The following is a 15,322-nucleotide window of genomic DNA, read 5'->3' as shown; positions in this document are numbered from 1 at the left end:
CGCTACGGTCTTGCTGCCGGCAATAACGCCGACGGCGCCTGGAACAGGCCGGTCATCCCCGGCCTGCTCTTTCTGAGGCGAACATGGGATTACCAGTCTCTTCCTCGCGTTCCGCTGCCGGGACACCTCCGGCAGCCGTTGCCACCGCCGGCGCCCAGCCGCTCGCCCTCACCTCTGGTCCGGCGCATCCCCCGGCGGGCGTGTCGTTCGCCCCCTTGGCCGAAACCGTCTCGCAATATCTCACTGCGGAAGACGTCCGCCGCGTGCGCGAGGCCTACCGTTTTTCCGATGAGGCCCACCTGGGCCAGTTCCGCGCCAGCGGCGAACCCTACATTTCCCACCCGATCGCCGTCACCGAAATCTGTGCCGCGTGGAAACTCGATGCTGCAGCGCTGATGGCCGCCCTGCTGCACGACGTCATGGAAGACCAGGGCGTCACCAAGCAGGAATTGATCGAACGCTTCGGCACCGAAGTCGCCGACCTGGTCGACGGGCTGTCCAAACTGGACCGCCTCGAGTTCGCGAGCAAGGCCGAGCAGCAAGCGGAAAGCTTCCGCAAGATGCTGCTGGCAATGGCGCGCGATGTGCGCGTGATCCTGATCAAGCTGGCCGACCGCCTCCACAACATGCGCACGCTGGGCGCGGTCTCGCCCGAAAAGCGCCGCCGGGTGGCCCGCGAAACGCTGGAAATCTATTCGCCCATCGCCCATCGCCTGGGGCTCAATATCATCTACCGCGAACTGCAGGAACTCTGCTTCGAGGCAATGTACCCCCACCGCTACCAGGTACTGCGCAAGGCTGTCCTGGCAGCCCGCGGCAACCGGCGCGAACTCGTCAGCAAGATCCAGGAGGCCGTGCGGGCGGCGCTACCGGCGGCCGGTATCGAAGCCGAGGTCAATGGCCGCGAAAAAAACCTGTACGGCATCTATACCAAGATGCTCGAACAGAAGAAGTCGTTTTCCGAAGTTCTGGATATCTACGGCTTTCGGATCGTGGTCAATTCCCAGCCCGAGTGCTACCTCGCGCTGGGCACGCTGCACCAGCTGTTCCGCCCCGTGCCGGGCAAGTTCAAGGACTATATCGCCATCCCCAAGGTCAACGGCTACCAGTCGCTGCACACGACCTTGGTCGGCCCGTACGGCACCCCGGTCGAATTCCAGATCCGGACCCGCGACATGAACCAGGTGGCCGAAAGCGGCGTGGCGGCCCACTGGCTCTACAAGACCTCCGACGTCAACCTGAACGACCTGCAGAAGCGCACACACCAGTGGCTGCAGTCCCTGCTCGACATCCAGCGGCAGACGGGCGACAGCAGCGAGTTCCTGGAACACGTGAAGGTGGATCTGTTCCCCGACGCGGTCTACGTCTTCACGCCGCGCGGCAAGATCATCTCTCTGCCGCGCGGCGCAACGCCCATCGATTTCGCCTACAGCATCCATACCGACGTCGGCAACCAGACGGTGGCAGCCAAGGTCAACGGTGAATTCGTACCCTTGCGTACCGAATTGAAAAGCGGCGACGCGGTCGAGATCATCACGGCCGAAAGTTCGCGCCCGAATGCCCAGTGGCTCAATTTCGTGCGCACCGGCAAGGCGCGCTCGGAAATCCGTCATTACCTGCGTACGGTCAAATACGAGGAATCGGTCAGCTTCGGGGAAAGGCTGCTCGCCCAGGCGCTCAAGTCCATGAGCATGCCCATGCCCGACAGTACGGACCCCATCTGGGACAAGCTGGCCCGGGGCAGCGGCGCCCGTTCGCGCGACGAAATCCTCGCCGACATCGGGCTCGGCAAGCGGCTGGCGGCTGTCGTCGCACGGCGCTTCATGCCCGACGGCGATCCGATTTCCACTACCGCCGAACAGGTGGAACGCTACACCGACCAGGGCACGGCGACGCCCATACGCATCCAGGGCAACGAAGGCCTCGCGGTGCAGCTGGCGCCCTGCTGCACCCCCATCCCGGGCGATGCGATCGTCGCCTACGTGCGACTGGGCCACGGCCTGGTCGTCCACACCGAAGACTGTCCGAACGCCCGGCGCCAGCGGGCACGCGAGCCGGAACGCTGGCTCGACGTCGCCTGGGACGACCAGACCTCACGCCATTTCAACGTCCGGATCGACGTCGTGCTGCGGCAGGAACGCGGCGTCCTGGGACGGGTGGCAGCCGAAATCTCGGCGGCCGATGCCAATATCACGCACGTCTCGATGCAGGACGAGGCCTCGTCCACGGTGGCGGTGCACTTCACCATCCAGGTGGAAAGCCGCCAGCACCTGGCGCGCGTCATACGGTACCTGCGGCGGGTGCCTCAGGTGCAACGCATCATCCGGGTCAAGGGAGGCTAGCCCGCTGCAGCGCGGGCCGGCAGGCCGGGTTCATTGCGGCCGGGGATCGGGGTAGCGGACTTCCAGGATTTCCAGTTCGTCCACGCCGGCGGGGGTCCGCAGCGTCACCGTGTCTCCCTCGCGCGCCTTGAGCAGCGCCCGGGCCACCGGCGATATCCAGCTGATACGCCCCTGCAGCGGTTCGGCCTCGTCCACGCCCACGATGGTAACGACGTGCTCCTCGCCGGCACGGTCCAGGTAGGTGACCGTCGCACCGAAGAACACCTGGTCCCGATTGGGCTGGGCGGAAGCGTCGACCACCTCGGCGATATCCAGCCGGCGGGTCAGGAAACGCATCCGGCGATCGATCTCGCGCAGGCGCTTCTTGCCGTACAAGTAGTCGCCATTTTCGGAACGGTCGCCATTGGACGCGGCCCACGAGACAACCTGCACGACAGCTGGCCGCTCGACGTTCATCAGGTGGACGAGCTCGCCGCGCAGCCGCTCGTAGCCTTCGGGGGTCATGTAATTGCGCACGCCGGCCGGCAAGGCCAGGTGTTCGGGCAGGTCCTCTTCGTCCTGGCCGTCGGATTCTTTGACAAAAGCCTTGTTCATGGCACTCAAAACCACTCGCCCCAGATGGGCGTCAAATGGGCAGGCAGCGGGGGCAGGCGCCCCAGGTCGATACGGCTTTCCGATGGCGCGTGGAAATCCGAACCGCGGGAAGCGAGAAACCCGTAGCGCTTGGCCACCTCGGCATACTCCCGGTATTGCTCCGGCGTATGGCTGCCTGTCACGACTTCGATGCCGCGCCCGCCCAGTTGGAGAAATTCGTCGTACAGCGCATGGAACTGGAGCGGCGTGTAGTGATAGCGTCCCGGGTGGGCGATGACGGCCACGCCGCCCGCCCCCAGGATCCAGTCCACCGCGTCGGACAGCGCCGCCCAGCGCATGGGCACATAGCCCGGCTTGCCCTCCACCAGGTAGTTCTCGAAGACGTCGCTCACATCCCGGCAGACGCCCTGCTCCACCAGAAAGCGAGCAAAATGAGTGCGGCTGATGAGCTGGGGATTGCCCACGTGCGCCAACGCCCCCTCGAAGGCGCCCGGTATGCCGACGGCTGCCAATTGCTCGGCCATCTCGCGTCCCCGCCGCTCCCGGCCCGAACGCGTCTCGCGCAAGCCCTCTACCAACCGTGCGTCGTCGGGGTCGATGCGCAAACCTACGATGTGCACCGTATCCCCGGCCCAGGTGACCGAAATCTCCACGCCCGGCACGAAGCGCATGCCTAGCGTCCGGGCTGCCTCGGCGGCCTGGACCAGGCCGCCGACTTCATCGTGGTCGGTCAAGGCCAGTACGTCCACGCCATTGCGATGCGCGCGCGCAACCAGCTCGTCCGGAGCAAGCAGCCCGTCCGAGACTTGCGAATGGCAGTGCAGATCGACGTTCATGGGCGATTCCATGGTCACATTGTAGGACGGCCTTCCCCGGCCATTGCAGCGGACGAGAGGAAATCTGCTACGAGTTGCGCCACCTCGGCGGGACGTTCTTGATGCAGCATGTGCCCCACCCCTTCCATGACGACGCGTTGTATGGAAGCAACGCACGCGAGGCGCGTTTCGTACCCGGGTTCGGCCAGCATTCTTGCCCGCGTCGCGCTCTCGGAGGCTTCCACCCACAGTACCGGGGCGGTGATTTCTTGCCAGCACGCCAGCACTTCTTCCAGCCGATAGGCCACGCGGTTGATGATCTTGTGCGCCGGATCCGCGCGCAATCGCCAACGCCCTTGCACCAGCCGGCCGTTATGCGTAGCAAGGAAAGCCGCGCGATCCGGGTCGAGACGAGGATTGTCGCGCACCAGCCGCCGGGCGTAGGCCGCAGCGTCTTCGTAATCGCCCAGCCGCGCCCCGGCGGCGATCTGGTCCAGCCACTGACGGAGCCGGGCGGGCACCGCCTGCGGCGGGACGGCGGGCAGTCCAAGCCCTTCGAGATTGACTACCGCGGCGACCCGCTCCGGCCGCACGCCTGCATACAACATCGCCATATTGCCCCCCATACTGTGGCCTAGCAGCATTACGGGACGGTCCGGAGCAAGATAGCGGCAGAAGGCGTCAAGATCCCCGAGATATTCGCCTACTTCGTAGGAATCGCCGCCGCCCCACGCGGTTCGTCCGAAGCCGCGCCAGTCCGGTGCGACCAAGTGGAACCGTTGGCCGAGATCATCGGCGAGAAACTGGAACGTGGCCGAGGAATCCATCCAGCCATGCAAGGCCAGCAGGAGTGGTGCCCCGGTGTCGCCCCAATGACGAAAATGGTGACGTAAACCCCGTATTTCGACATAGTGCGAGCGGGAGGGCACAATGGGTTCGTACATGGGGACTTGTCCGCAGTTGCTGGAAGTTACGGTAAAGGACCCGCAGCGAAACGCGCCGGGGCATACTGTGCGAGTACCCCTCCCGGCACCAAAGTTATTGCGGTTGTCGGTCAGGTCAGTAATGATTGCTATATCACGCAGCACACCCCGTCCGCCGACCTGGCCGGACCAGATCCTGATTCCAGCGGAGGGTTATGGAAGACCAGTACCAGGCACTCTACACCACGTTCCGGTGGTGGGTCCCGCAACGCCTGAACATTGCCGATGTCTGTTGCCGCCGCTGGACCGTCACCAGCGCCGACGCCCGGCGCATCGCCATCTACGCGGAAGACGCCCAAGGCCGGCGCGAAGTCTGGACATATGGCCGCCTGCATGAATACGCCAACCGCTTCTCCAACGGCCTGCGCCGCATGGGTATCCAACGGGGGGACCGCGTCGCCATCGCCCTGCCCCAGCGGCCGGAAGCCATCGTTGCCCACATCGCCGTCTACCAGCTAGGCGCCATCGTCGTCCCGCTCTCCGTCACGCTGAATGCCCAAACCTACGAGCAGCGGCTGCGCGACAGCGAGGCCCGGATCGCGGTGGTCGACAGCGCGGCAGCGGCCGCCTTGCTGCCGGCAACCGAACACTGCCCGCTATTGCGGCAGACAGTGGGCATAGACCTCGACGACGAGCGGGTTCTTTCCTGGCGCACATTGCTTGCCCGCCAGGAAAGCGCCTTCGACATGCATCCCACCTCGTCTTCCGACCCGGCGCTGCTGCTCTACACGGCCGGGACAGACAGCGTGCCCAAAGGCGTCGTGCTGCCCCACGCCACCCTCATCGGCAACCTGCCCGGCTTCGTTGCGGCCCAGAACTGGTATCCCCAGCCTGCAGACGTGCTTTGGACGGCTTCTGAATGGGGCAGTCCGCACGGCCTGTTCGCCGCCGTCCTGCCCGCCCTGTACTTCGGGCAACCGCTCGTAGGCGTGCGCGAGATGCCGAACGCCGAAGCCACGTTCGCGCTACTCGAACGCTACCGCGTCACCAACCTCGCGCTCACTTCCCGGGATCTGCGCCACCTGCTCAAAGCGGTGCCCCGCCCCGCCGAGCGCTATCGGCTGGCCGTACGGGCAGTCACGGCGACCGATACCTCGTTGGGCGCCGCCCTGTTCGAACAATGCAAAACCGCGCTGGGCGTCGAGCCCAACGAAACGTTCAGCCAGGTCGAAATCGGCACCGTCATCGGACAGAGCAGCCAAAAATGGCCTGCCCGGCCCGGCAGCATGGGCCGCCCCTACCCCGGGCACCAGATTGCCATCGTCGATGCGCTGGGCCGCCCCGTGGCCCCCGGCCAGAACGGCGAAATCGCCGTCAACCGCTATGACATCCACGGCCATCCGGACCCATCCTTCTTCGCCGGCTACTGGCGCGGGGAAGAAACGGGGCGGCCGGTCAGCAGCACATGGCACCGCACGGGCGACCTGGCTCACATGGACGACGACGGCTACCTTTGGTACGTGGGCCGCCTCGACGAAATGTTCCAGCTTGGCGACCGCCTGGTCGCGCCCGGCCCCATCGAAGAAGCTCTCCGGCAACATCCCGAGGTAGCCGAAGCCGTGGCGATCCCGACACCGGACGGTACGGGCATCAAGGCCTATATCGTCCCCCAATGGACCGCCGCGGCGCCACGGAGCGACGAACCTGCGCCGGGGCAAGCGGCCGCCGACCCCCGCATGCAGCGCGAAACTACGCTGCGCGATGCCCTGTTGTCCGAGATGGCCGCGCAGCTGGACCAGGCCTCCGTGCCCAAGGACATCGAATTCGTCGACGCGCTGCCGCTCACCCCGTCCGGCAAGGTCAGGCGACAGGCGCTCAGGCAGATCGAGGACGATCGCGTCCGGAAGTGGCCGTCCCTTCCAGCGAACGCAACTCCGCTTCCGTGAAACCTGCCTCCCGGCGGGCCTCCATGTTGAAGGGGCCGCGCAAGACCGGCGCGGCATAGCCTTCAACCAGCGCGGCATAATGGGCAACGGGGTCCACGCCATCCCGTTCGCAGAGGTAGCGGTACCAGCGGTTGCCGATCGCCACGTGGCCGATTTCGTCGCGCAGGATGATGTCCAGGATGCCCGCGGCGACGGCATCGCCGGCCCCGGCGAGCTTGGCACGTATGGCGGGGCTCGCATCCAGCCCGCGGGCCTCCAGCGTGCGTGGTACCAGTGCCATCCGCGCGACCAGGTCTTGCCGCGTTTTCTCGGCCATCTGCCAGAGCCCGTCGTGGGCCGGGAAGTCGCCGTAGGCAAAGCCGAGCGTCTGCAAATGGCCGGTCAGCAGCGTGTAATGCAGCGCTTCTTCGCTAGCCACCTTCAGCCAGTCCTGGTAATAGGCCTGCGGCATGCCGGCAAAGCGCCAGATGGCATCGAGGGCGAGGTTGATAGCGTTGAATTCGATATGGGCCAGGGCATGCAACAGCGCGGCCCGCGCCTCGACGTTCGCCACGCCCCGTTGCGGCACGTCGCGCGGCGATACCAGCGCGGGGCGCTCGGGACGGCCCGGGATGCCGTCAGGCTCTTGCAAGTCGAGGCTGGCGTCCGCATATACAGACGTAGCGCCCAGATGGCGGGTGCGGGCCGCCTTGTCGGCCGGGTCCCGCAGTGCAAGCAGCAGGCGGGCGGCCTGCCGCAGTTCCAATTCGGCTGTCATGGTCCGATTTTACGGGTAGTCACGGAACGCCCCGGCGACATTGCCGCAGGGAACCCGGGCGCGCCTGTGGCCCGTCAAGGCCGGATCCCCCTGGGCCACGCAGGGATCAGCAGCGATACCCGGCGCGTTGCGGCATTGGCGGTATGCTTGACCCCTGGATGCCCTGGAAGCGGCCGATTCTTTTCTTACGAGGAAGCGTTTTTTGTTTGATCAGCTCAAAAAATACCTGTTCGAGGACCAGACCGTCCGGGCCGAAGTCGTATCCATACGCGACACATGGAAGGAGATCCAGGCGCGCCACGACTACCCGCCAGCGGTCCAGCGGCTGCTGGGAGAGCTGGTAGCGGCCAGCACACTACTCGCCGCGAATATCAAGTTCAAGGGCACGGTCGTCCTGCAACTGCAGGGCGACGGCCCCATCGGCCTGATCGTCGTAGAGTGCCACGCCGACCTCGGGCTGCGGGCCACGGTCAAGCTGCGCGAGGGCCGGGCTGTGCCGGACGACGGCACCTTCCAGAGCCTGCTCAATCCGCACGGCGGCGGCCGTTTCTCGGTGCTGCTCGACCCCCAGGACCGCCTTCCCGGCCAACAGCCCTACCAGGGCATCGTCGCACTGGAAGGCGATTCGGTTGCGCAGGCGCTCGAACACTACATGCTGACCTCGGAACAGCTGCAGACCCGCATCTGGCTGGCGGCCGATTCGGGCTGCGCGGCCGGCGTATTGCTGCAGCAACTGCCCAAGCACGGCGGGAAGGCCTCGCCGGAGACCACCTCGGACACCGACGACACCTGGGAACGCGCGCTCATTCTCGCCGATACGCTCAAAGCGGAGGAATTGCTCTCGCTCGCCCCCGACGCGCTGGTCCGCCGGCTCTATTGGCAGGAAACGCTGCACGCCTTCGACCCGGCCACCATCACCTATCGCTGCACCTGCTCGCGCGAGAAAGTCGCCGACGTACTGCTGCGCCTCGGCAAGGAAGAGGTCGACGACATCCTGGCCGAACAGGGGCGGGTCCAGATCAATTGCGACTACTGCGTCAAGAGTTTCGATTTCGATCCGGTGGACTGCGCCGAGCTGTTCGCCAATGCCTCGGCCTCGATACGGCACGAAAGCCGCTCCCAGCACTGACCCCTGCGGCACGGTAGCCGCGCCGCGTCCAGCTGTTGCCTATCGCGCGGTGCCCGCCGCGCGGTCGCCGGCGCGATCGTGGCAATCGGTCGTGGTTCCCACAATCGACACCATCGCTCCAAGGACGCATGCTGGGTGACCGACTTTTCACCCGCTGCGCATGTCCTCCGTCCATCATCGCCACCGTGGCAGCGCCATGGTCGAATTCGTCGTCGTCGCCATCCCGCTTCTGCTGGCCGGACTGTGCACCTTCGAGACGGGACGCTGGCTGCTGATGCGCCAGGCGGCCGGGTATGCATTGTTTGAAGCCGCGCGAGCCGGAACCGTTTCGGGTGCTGACCCGGCGGCAATGGCGCGGGCCTTCGAACGGGCCTTGGCCCCGGCGCTGGGCGTGGATGCCGCACCCGATCCAGACAGCCTGGCCACTGCAGTGCGCGCACGAATGACGCGCTGGGCGCACCGCCATGGCCTGCATATGGCGCGAATCGAACAACTGAGCCCTCGCCCCGCCAGCTTCGAGGATTTCTCTGCCGGTGACGGGGACAAGGCCGGCACGCGGCAGCTCGATTACGATTACCAGCGACTCCACCACGATGGCCACTATCTCGCGCGCTACCGCCACGGCGTCGGGCCGCGCTCGGGCCAGACGGTGTTCCAGGCCAATACGCTGGTGCTGCGCCTGACCTATCTGCATGCGCCTTACCTGCCGGGCCTGCAGCAGTTGGTACGCCAGCTGGGCAATACCTCGGAACGGGATGGATACGTGCGGCAGGCCAGAGCCGCCGGCCTGCTGGTCATCCGCAGGGAAATCGCCTTGCCCATGCAATCGCCGGCGCGCGAGCACGGCAAGGGAAGCGACCTGCTAGCGCCCTAGCGGCATCAACGCGAAGCGGGTTCCGTGCCCGGACGCACGGCAGCGCCGGCAGGAGGATTGTCGACGATCTGGACGAACGCCTCGTCCTGGCGCAGCATGCCGAGCTCGTAGCGGGCGCGCTCTTCGATGGCCGCCGTGCCGCTCTTGAGATCGCGCACTTCGGCATCGAGCGCCACGTTGCGGGTGCGCAGTTCCTCGTTGGTCTGTCGCTGCGCCTCGAGCTGTCGCTGGAGTTCCCATGTGCGTAGCCACCCGCCCTTGCCCAGCCATAGCGGATACTGGATCAACACCAGCAGCAAGGCGATTATCAGAGTGAGCAGACGCATGCGGTCCCTCCCCTAGCTAGCGGCACCGCGCGCCAGGCGCGGTGCCTGTTTGCATCAACGCAAGTTGTAGAAAGCCTCGCGGCCGGGGTAATGGGCAATCTCGCCCAGGTCTTCCTCGATACGCAGCAGCTGGTTGTACTTGGCGACGCGGTCGGAACGGGACATGGAACCGGTCTTGATCTGCAGCGCATTGGTCGCAACCGCGATGTCGGCGATCGTGGTGTCCTCGGTCTCGCCCGAACGGTGCGACACCACGGCCGTGTAGCCGGCGCGCTTGGCCATTTCGATCGCGGCGAAGGTTTCCGTCAACGTACCGATCTGGTTGATCTTGATCAGGATGGAGTTGGCGATGCCCTCCTCGATGCCGCGCTTGAGGATGCTGGTATTGGTAACGAAGAGATCGTCGCCCACCAGTTGCACCTTCCGGCCCAGTTGCTCGGTCAGGTACTTCCAGCCGTCCCAGTCGTTCTCGGCCATGCCGTCTTCGATGGAGACGATGGGATACTTGTCGCACCAGGTGGCCAGCATGTGGGTCAGCTCCTGGGCGGTCAGCGAGACACCTTCGCCTTCGAGGTGGTACTTGCCGTCGCGGAAGAACTCGGAACTGGCGCAGTCCAGCCCCAGCGCGACCTGGCTGCCGGGTTCGTAGCCGGCCTTCTCGATGGCTTGCAGCACGAGCTGGATCGCCGCTTCGTGGTTGTCCACGTTGGGCGCGAAGCCACCCTCGTCGCCCACGGCGGTCGACATGCCCTTGTCATGGATAAGCTTCTTCAGTGCATGGAACACCTCGGCGCCCATGCGCAGCGCCTCGCGCAGGCTGGAGGCACCGACCGGCAGGATCATGAACTCCTGCATGTCGAGGTTGTTGTTGGCGTGCGCGCCGCCATTGATGACGTTCATCATGGGCACGGGCATGCTCATGGCGCCGCTGCCGCCGAAGTAGCGGTACAGCGGCAGGCTGCACTCCTCGGCCGCGGCCTTGGCGACCGCCATGCTGACGGCCAGCATCGCATTGGCACCGAGCCGCTCCTTGTTCTCGGTGCCATCGAGTTCGATCAACGTACGGTCCAGGAACGCCTGCTCTTGCGCATCCAGGCCCATCAAGGCCTCGGCGATCTCGGTGTTGACGTTCTCGACGGCCTTGAGGACGCCCTTGCCCAGGTAGCGCGACTTGTCGCCGTCGCGCAGTTCGATGGCTTCGCGCGAGCCGGTGGAGGCGCCGGACGGTACCGCGGCACGGCCCATTGCGCCCGACTCGAGCAGTACGTCGCATTCCACGGTGGGGTTGCCCCGGGAATCAATGATTTCGCGCCCGATGATGTCTACGATTGCGCTCATAGGTAGTCAGTCTCAAGAAAGTTATTGGAAATCGTTTTCGAGGAACCCGTGACGTTTGGTCACACGGTCGAGTTCTATCAGCGATGCCAGCAGCTCGCCCATCCGCGCCAGCGGCACGGCATTGGGGCCATCGGACTTCGCGTGGGCCGGATCGGGATGCGTTTCCATGAACAGCCCCGATATCCCGACCGCTACCGCCGCCCGGGCCAGTACCGGCACGAATTCACGCTGCCCGCCCGAGGTCGTGCCCTGGCCACCCGGCAACTGCACCGAGTGTGTGGCATCGAATACCACCGGACAATCCGTCTCGCGCATGATAGCGAGCGAACGCATGTCCGACACGAGATTGTTGTAGCCAAACGATGCACCACGCTCGCACACCAGGATGTTGCCGCCGTCGCCGCCCGCCTCGATGGCGGCTTCCCGAGCCTTGGCCACCACGTTGACCATGTCGTGCGGGGCCAGGAACTGGCCCTTCTTGATGTTGACCGGCTTGAGCGTGGCTGCGCAGGCGCGGATGAAATCGGTCTGGCGGCACAGGAAGGCCGGCGTCTGCAACATATCGACCACGTCGGCCACGGGTTTTGCCTGCTCAGTTTCGTGCACGTCCGTCAGCACCGGCACGCCGAGCTGGGCCCGCACTTCGGACAGCACCTTCAGGCCGGCGTCCATGCCTAGCCCGCGGAAGGATTTGCTCGAGCTGCGGTTGGCCTTGTCGAAAGAACTCTTGTAGATGAACGGGATGCCGAGCTTGCCGGTCAGCTCCTTCAAGGTACCTGCCGTGTCGATCGCCAGTTGCTGCGACTCGATCACGCATGGGCCGGCAATCAGGAAGAACGGCTTTTGCAGGCCGATCTCGAAGCCGCAGACCGAATAGCTGCGGGTAGCGGCGTCTTGCTGTGAACTCATGGTTTCCCTCCTGGCGACGCCAAGCGCGCCGCCTCGCCGCGGGCGCCGCCAGGCGCCTCGTACGGCAGTCGTATGCCTGGGGCGTTGCCGCCCGCCCTTACTGTTGCGCCCGCCGGCCGCTGGCCGGGGTCCGCGCCGGGGAAGGACGCGCGCCCTTCGGGCGGCCGGGCGGGCCCGTTCATGCCTGCTCCGCGGGCGCGCGCTGCACCTTGTGCTTGCAAGCGGCGCGGATGTAGGCCGAGAACAGCGGATGCCCGTCGCGCGGAGTGGAAGTGAACTCCGGGTGGAACTGCACGCCGACGAACCAGGGGTGATTTGGCAGCTCCATCATTTCGGGCAGGTTCTCGGTCGGCGTGCGGGCGCTGATGACCATCCCCGCCTCCTCCAGTCTGGGCGCGTACACGTTGTTCACTTCGTAGCGGTGGCGATGGCGCTCGTTCACTTCGTCGCCATAGATTTGGTGCGCCAGCGTGCCGGGCTTGACCGGGCAGCGCTGCGCGCCCTTGCGCATGGTGCCGCCCAGGTCGGAGGTGTTGGAACGCCGCTCGACGCGTCCCTCGCGATCCATCCACTCGGTGATCAACGCCACCACCGGATGCGGCGTGTCTGGCTCGAACTCGGTACTGTTGGCGTCGGCCAGGCCCGCCACGTGGCGGGCGAACTCGATCACCGCCAACTGCATGCCCAGGCAGATGCCGAGATAAGGCACGCCGTTCTCGCGCGCGTAGCGGATAGCCTGGATCTTGCCCTCGGTCCCGCGCTTGCCGAAGCCGCCGGGCACCAGGATCGCGTCGTATTTGCGCAATTTGCCCACGCCCTCGCTTTCGATCTCCTCGGAGTCGATGTAGTCGACCACCACCTTGCAACGGGTATGGATTCCGGCGTGCACCAGGGCCTCGGTCAGCGACTTGTACGACTCGGTCAGATCGACATACTTGCCGACCATGGCGATGTGCACTTCGCCTTCCGGATTCTCGCGCGCCTCGACGAGCTTGTCCCACATGGCCAGGTCGGCCGGGGGCGCCTGCAGGCCCAGCGTTTCGCACACGAGATCGTCCAGGCCCTGCTTGTGCAGCATGCCGGGGATCTTGTAGATGGAATCGACGTCCCAGACCGAGATGACCGCATCGAGCGGCACGTTCGAGAACATCGATATCTTGGCGCGTTCGTCATCGGGAATGGGGCGGTCGGCACGGCACAGCAAGGCATGCGGATAGATACCGATCTCGCGTAGTTTCTGCACCGAGTGCTGCGTGGGCTTGGTCTTGAGCTCGCCCGCCGAGGCGATGAACGGCACCAGCGTCAGGTGGACGAAGGCGGCGCCGCCGCGCCCCAGGCGCAGGCTCATCTGGCGGGCGGCTTCCAGGAACGGAAGCGACTCGATGTCGCCCACGGTGCCGCCGATCTCGACGATGGCCACGTCGGTCGCGCCGTCCCAGGCGGCCGCCGCGCCCCGCGCGATGAAGTCCTGGATCTCGTTGGTAATGTGCGGGATCACCTGCACGGTCTTGCCGAGGTAGTCCCCGCGGCGCTCTTTGCGCAGCACCGATTCATAGATCTGGCCGGTGGTGAAATTGTTCACCTTGCGCATGCGTGCGGAAATGAAGCGCTCGTAATGGCCCAGATCCAGATCGGTCTCGGCGCCGTCCTCGGTCACGAAGACCTCGCCGTGCTGGAACGGGCTCATCGTGCCGGGATCGACGTTGATGTAGGGGTCGAGCTTGAGGAGAGTGACTTTGAGGCCGCGCGATTCGAGAATTGCGGCCAGAGACGCGGCGGCAATGCCTTTCCCCAGGGAAGACACTACACCGCCGGTAACGAATACGTACTTGGTCATTGCCAATGGCGCCGGTTTTAGCCGAGCGCTTGCGGGAAATTGGAATTATAGCGGGTGTTATTCGAGGCTGCGATCGGCATCGACGTAACCGTTGGCGACAATAGACAGTGGTTATGCCCCCTAAGCGCGTCAGCGCGCAGGGCGGGGACATAACTAATACAGGACCAGCGAATCCAGCGTGGGCGGGTCGCCTTCCAGCTTGCCCGGCTGGACGCTTTCGGCGAAGAAGACCTGGCCGTCGTAGTAGCCCACGGCGTCGCGGGTGTCGCCGGTTTCGTAGTCGATGCGTGATTCCTCGGCTCGGCCGGTCCGCGTGAAGACGGTGAGCTGGCGCAGGGCCTGCAGCCACCAGCGGCGCGATTGGCCGTCGTATTGCAGGATCAGCTGGGCGGAGGTGGAAATGGCGTCGGCCTTGGAGAGGCTGCGGTCGGTCACGATCACCCTCTGCCGGCGGATCTCCAGCTCGAGGTTGCGGTCGGCCGGAAGGTCCAGGCCGCACGTCGCGCAAGGCAGTACGAAGCCCCACCCGGTGGCCTCGAAGCCGCCGGGTCCACGCGTTCCCAGCAATAGTGCACGGCGGCCCCCGGCATTGCGGTAGACCTGCGCAACACCGCGGCCCTGCCCGCCCAGATCGCCTTCGACTTCACGCTCGAGCGAGAACCCTTCGGGCACGAAGGCCTCGGCCCGCGACGCGACGGCCGGAATGGCCAACGCGGCCGGAATGTAGGGCCCTGCCGCCTCCGCTCGGGCCACGCCGGCGGCCAGCGCCAGCATACCGGCCAGGGCGACGCCCAGTGCCGCCCTGGGGGCGTCAAACCGCCGCGGCAACGGCGGACGTATCCAGCTTGGCGCCGGTCTTGTCGAGGACTTCCTGCACCGGCACGCCCGGGGCGAGCTCGATCAGCTTGAGCCCCTGGGGCGTAACATCGATCACGGCCAGATCGGTGATGATGCGATCGACCACGCCGACGCCGGTCAGCGGCAAGGTGCACGCCGGAAGGATCTTGAGATCCACCGTGCCGTCCTTCTTGCGGGCCACGTGCTCCATCAGGACCACGACCCGTCCCACGCCGGCCACCAGGTCCATGGCGCCGCCCATGCCCTTGATCATCTTGCCGGGAATCATCCAGTTGGCGAGGTCGCCCTTCTCGGAAACCTGCATGGCGCCGAGTATGGCCAGGTTGACCTTGCCGCCGCGAATCATGCCGAAGGAATCGGCCGAAGAAAAAATCGACGAACCCGGCAACGTGGTAACGGTCTGCTTGCCGGCGTTGATCAGGTCGGGATCGACCTCGTCCTCGGTGGGAAACGGCCCGATGCCGAGCAGTCCGTTTTCCGATTGCAGCCAGACCTCCAGCCCTTGGGGCACGTGGTTGGCCACCAGCGTGGGCAGCCCGATCCCCAGGTTGACGTAGAAACCGTCCTGCAACTCCCGCGCGGCACGCGCCGCCATTTCATCGCGAGTCCATGCCATCTCATCTCTCCTCAATATCCATAACCGTGCGCCACCGGGCCCTGCCGCATCGCCCGGG

14 protein-coding genes are annotated in these 15,322 nt (G+C 65.6%); 4 read left to right on the top strand and 10 right to left on the bottom strand.

Annotated elements, in window-relative coordinates:
• The first annotated feature begins 83 nt into the window (after positions 1-83).
• The gene (locus tag QHC78_RS05070) at positions 84-2,342 is read left to right on the top strand and encodes a RelA/SpoT family protein (RefSeq protein ID WP_319742803.1); all 2,259 of its coding nucleotides are present in this window, start codon (positions 84-86) and stop codon (positions 2,340-2,342) included.
• Positions 2,343-2,372: 30 nt separating this feature from the next.
• Here the strand turns inward: QHC78_RS05070 and greB are convergent, their stop codons facing one another.
• Genes greB through QHC78_RS05055 form a run of 3 tightly spaced genes read right to left on the bottom strand, consistent with a single transcriptional unit; the run spans position 2,373 to position 4,695 of the window.
• Positions 2,373-2,936 (bottom strand): transcription elongation factor GreB, encoded by a 564-nt coding sequence (gene greB, locus QHC78_RS05065; RefSeq protein WP_319742802.1) that lies wholly within the window; start codon positions 2,934-2,936, stop codon positions 2,373-2,375.
• A gap of 5 nt (positions 2,937-2,941) precedes the next feature.
• The gene (locus tag QHC78_RS05060) at positions 2,942-3,790 is read right to left on the bottom strand and encodes a 3',5'-nucleoside bisphosphate phosphatase (protein ID WP_319742801.1); all 849 of its coding nucleotides are present in this window, start codon (positions 3,788-3,790) and stop codon (positions 2,942-2,944) included.
• Entirely contained in the window at positions 3,787-4,695 is a 909-nt protein-coding gene (locus QHC78_RS05055) for an alpha/beta fold hydrolase (protein WP_319742800.1), read from the bottom strand. Before QHC78_RS05055 ends, QHC78_RS05060 begins: the two co-directional genes overlap by 4 nt.
• 194 nt (positions 4,696-4,889) lie before the next feature.
• Between QHC78_RS05055 and QHC78_RS05050 the strand changes: the two genes are divergently transcribed.
• A complete protein-coding gene (locus QHC78_RS05050; protein ID WP_319742799.1) occupies positions 4,890-6,620 on the top strand; it encodes an acetate--CoA ligase in 1,731 nt (576 codons plus the stop codon).
• Here QHC78_RS05050 and QHC78_RS05045 read toward each other — a convergent pair.
• Entirely contained in the window at positions 6,550-7,377 is an 828-nt protein-coding gene (locus QHC78_RS05045) for a ferritin-like domain-containing protein (protein ID WP_319742798.1), read from the bottom strand. The genes QHC78_RS05050 and QHC78_RS05045 overlap by 71 nt on opposite strands.
• Positions 7,378-7,579: 202 nt before the next feature.
• Here QHC78_RS05045 and hslO point away from each other — a divergent pair, with 202 nt between their 5' ends.
• On the top strand, positions 7,580-8,506 hold the full coding sequence (hslO, locus tag QHC78_RS05040; protein WP_319742797.1) for an Hsp33 family molecular chaperone HslO: 927 nt from the start codon (positions 7,580-7,582) through the stop codon (positions 8,504-8,506).
• Between the two features lie 160 nt (positions 8,507-8,666).
• Complete coding sequence (locus tag QHC78_RS05035) at positions 8,667-9,380, top strand: TadE/TadG family type IV pilus assembly protein (protein WP_319742796.1); 714 nt, start codon at positions 8,667-8,669, stop codon at positions 9,378-9,380.
• Positions 9,381-9,385: 5 nt separating this feature from the next.
• On the opposite strand, the gene ftsB is transcribed toward QHC78_RS05035, so the two are convergent.
• The 6 genes from ftsB to QHC78_RS05005 all read right to left on the bottom strand — a co-directional run bounded on the left by ftsB (position 9,386) and on the right by QHC78_RS05005 (position 15,264).
• The gene (ftsB, locus tag QHC78_RS05030; RefSeq protein ID WP_319742795.1) at positions 9,386-9,706 is read right to left on the bottom strand and encodes a cell division protein FtsB; all 321 of its coding nucleotides are present in this window, start codon (positions 9,704-9,706) and stop codon (positions 9,386-9,388) included.
• Positions 9,707-9,760: 54 nt separating this feature from the next.
• The gene (eno, locus tag QHC78_RS05025) at positions 9,761-11,044 is read right to left on the bottom strand and encodes a phosphopyruvate hydratase (RefSeq protein WP_319742794.1); all 1,284 of its coding nucleotides are present in this window, start codon (positions 11,042-11,044) and stop codon (positions 9,761-9,763) included.
• A 21-nt stretch (positions 11,045-11,065) separates the two neighbouring features.
• Positions 11,066-11,953, bottom strand: a complete 888-nt coding sequence (kdsA, locus tag QHC78_RS05020) for a 3-deoxy-8-phosphooctulonate synthase (RefSeq protein WP_319742793.1) — start codon at positions 11,951-11,953, stop codon at positions 11,066-11,068.
• A 178-nt stretch (positions 11,954-12,131) separates the two neighbouring features.
• The gene (pyrG, locus tag QHC78_RS05015; protein WP_319742792.1) at positions 12,132-13,790 is read right to left on the bottom strand and encodes a CTP synthase; all 1,659 of its coding nucleotides are present in this window, start codon (positions 13,788-13,790) and stop codon (positions 12,132-12,134) included.
• 153 nt (positions 13,791-13,943) lie between these two features.
• Entirely contained in the window at positions 13,944-14,618 is a 675-nt protein-coding gene (locus tag QHC78_RS05010) for a hypothetical protein (RefSeq protein ID WP_319742791.1), read from the bottom strand.
• Complete coding sequence (locus tag QHC78_RS05005) at positions 14,602-15,264, bottom strand: CoA transferase subunit B (protein ID WP_319742790.1); 663 nt, start codon at positions 15,262-15,264, stop codon at positions 14,602-14,604. Before QHC78_RS05005 ends, QHC78_RS05010 begins: the two co-directional genes overlap by 17 nt.
• Positions 15,265-15,322 lie beyond the last annotated feature (58 nt).

It is taken from the genome of Pigmentiphaga sp. (assembly GCF_033795525.1).
Lineage (GTDB): Bacteria > Pseudomonadota > Gammaproteobacteria > Burkholderiales > Burkholderiaceae_B > Pigmentiphaga.
This window is presented reverse-complemented; position numbering and strand designations above follow the sequence as displayed.

Coding starts and splice junctions, on each gene's coding strand:
- QHC78_RS05070 (WP_319742803.1), top strand. CDS start 84: ATGGGATTACCAGTCTCTTCCTCGCGTTCCGCTGCCGGGACACCTCCG.
- greB (WP_319742802.1), bottom strand. CDS start 2,936: ATGAACAAGGCTTTTGTCAAAGAATCCGACGGCCAGGACGAAGAGGAC.
- QHC78_RS05055 (WP_319742800.1), bottom strand. CDS start 4,695: ATGTACGAACCCATTGTGCCCTCCCGCTCGCACTATGTCGAAATACGG.
- QHC78_RS05050 (WP_319742799.1), top strand. CDS start 4,890: ATGGAAGACCAGTACCAGGCACTCTACACCACGTTCCGGTGGTGGGTC.
- QHC78_RS05045 (WP_319742798.1), bottom strand. CDS start 7,377: ATGACAGCCGAATTGGAACTGCGGCAGGCCGCCCGCCTGCTGCTTGCA.
- QHC78_RS05035 (WP_319742796.1), top strand. CDS start 8,667: ATGTCCTCCGTCCATCATCGCCACCGTGGCAGCGCCATGGTCGAATTC.
- ftsB (WP_319742795.1), bottom strand. CDS start 9,706: ATGCGTCTGCTCACTCTGATAATCGCCTTGCTGCTGGTGTTGATCCAG.
- eno (WP_319742794.1), bottom strand. CDS start 11,044: ATGAGCGCAATCGTAGACATCATCGGGCGCGAAATCATTGATTCCCGG.
- kdsA (WP_319742793.1), bottom strand. CDS start 11,953: ATGAGTTCACAGCAAGACGCCGCTACCCGCAGCTATTCGGTCTGCGGC.
- pyrG (WP_319742792.1), bottom strand. CDS start 13,790: ATGACCAAGTACGTATTCGTTACCGGCGGTGTAGTGTCTTCCCTGGGG.
- QHC78_RS05005 (WP_319742790.1), bottom strand. CDS start 15,264: ATGGCATGGACTCGCGATGAAATGGCGGCGCGTGCCGCGCGGGAGTTG.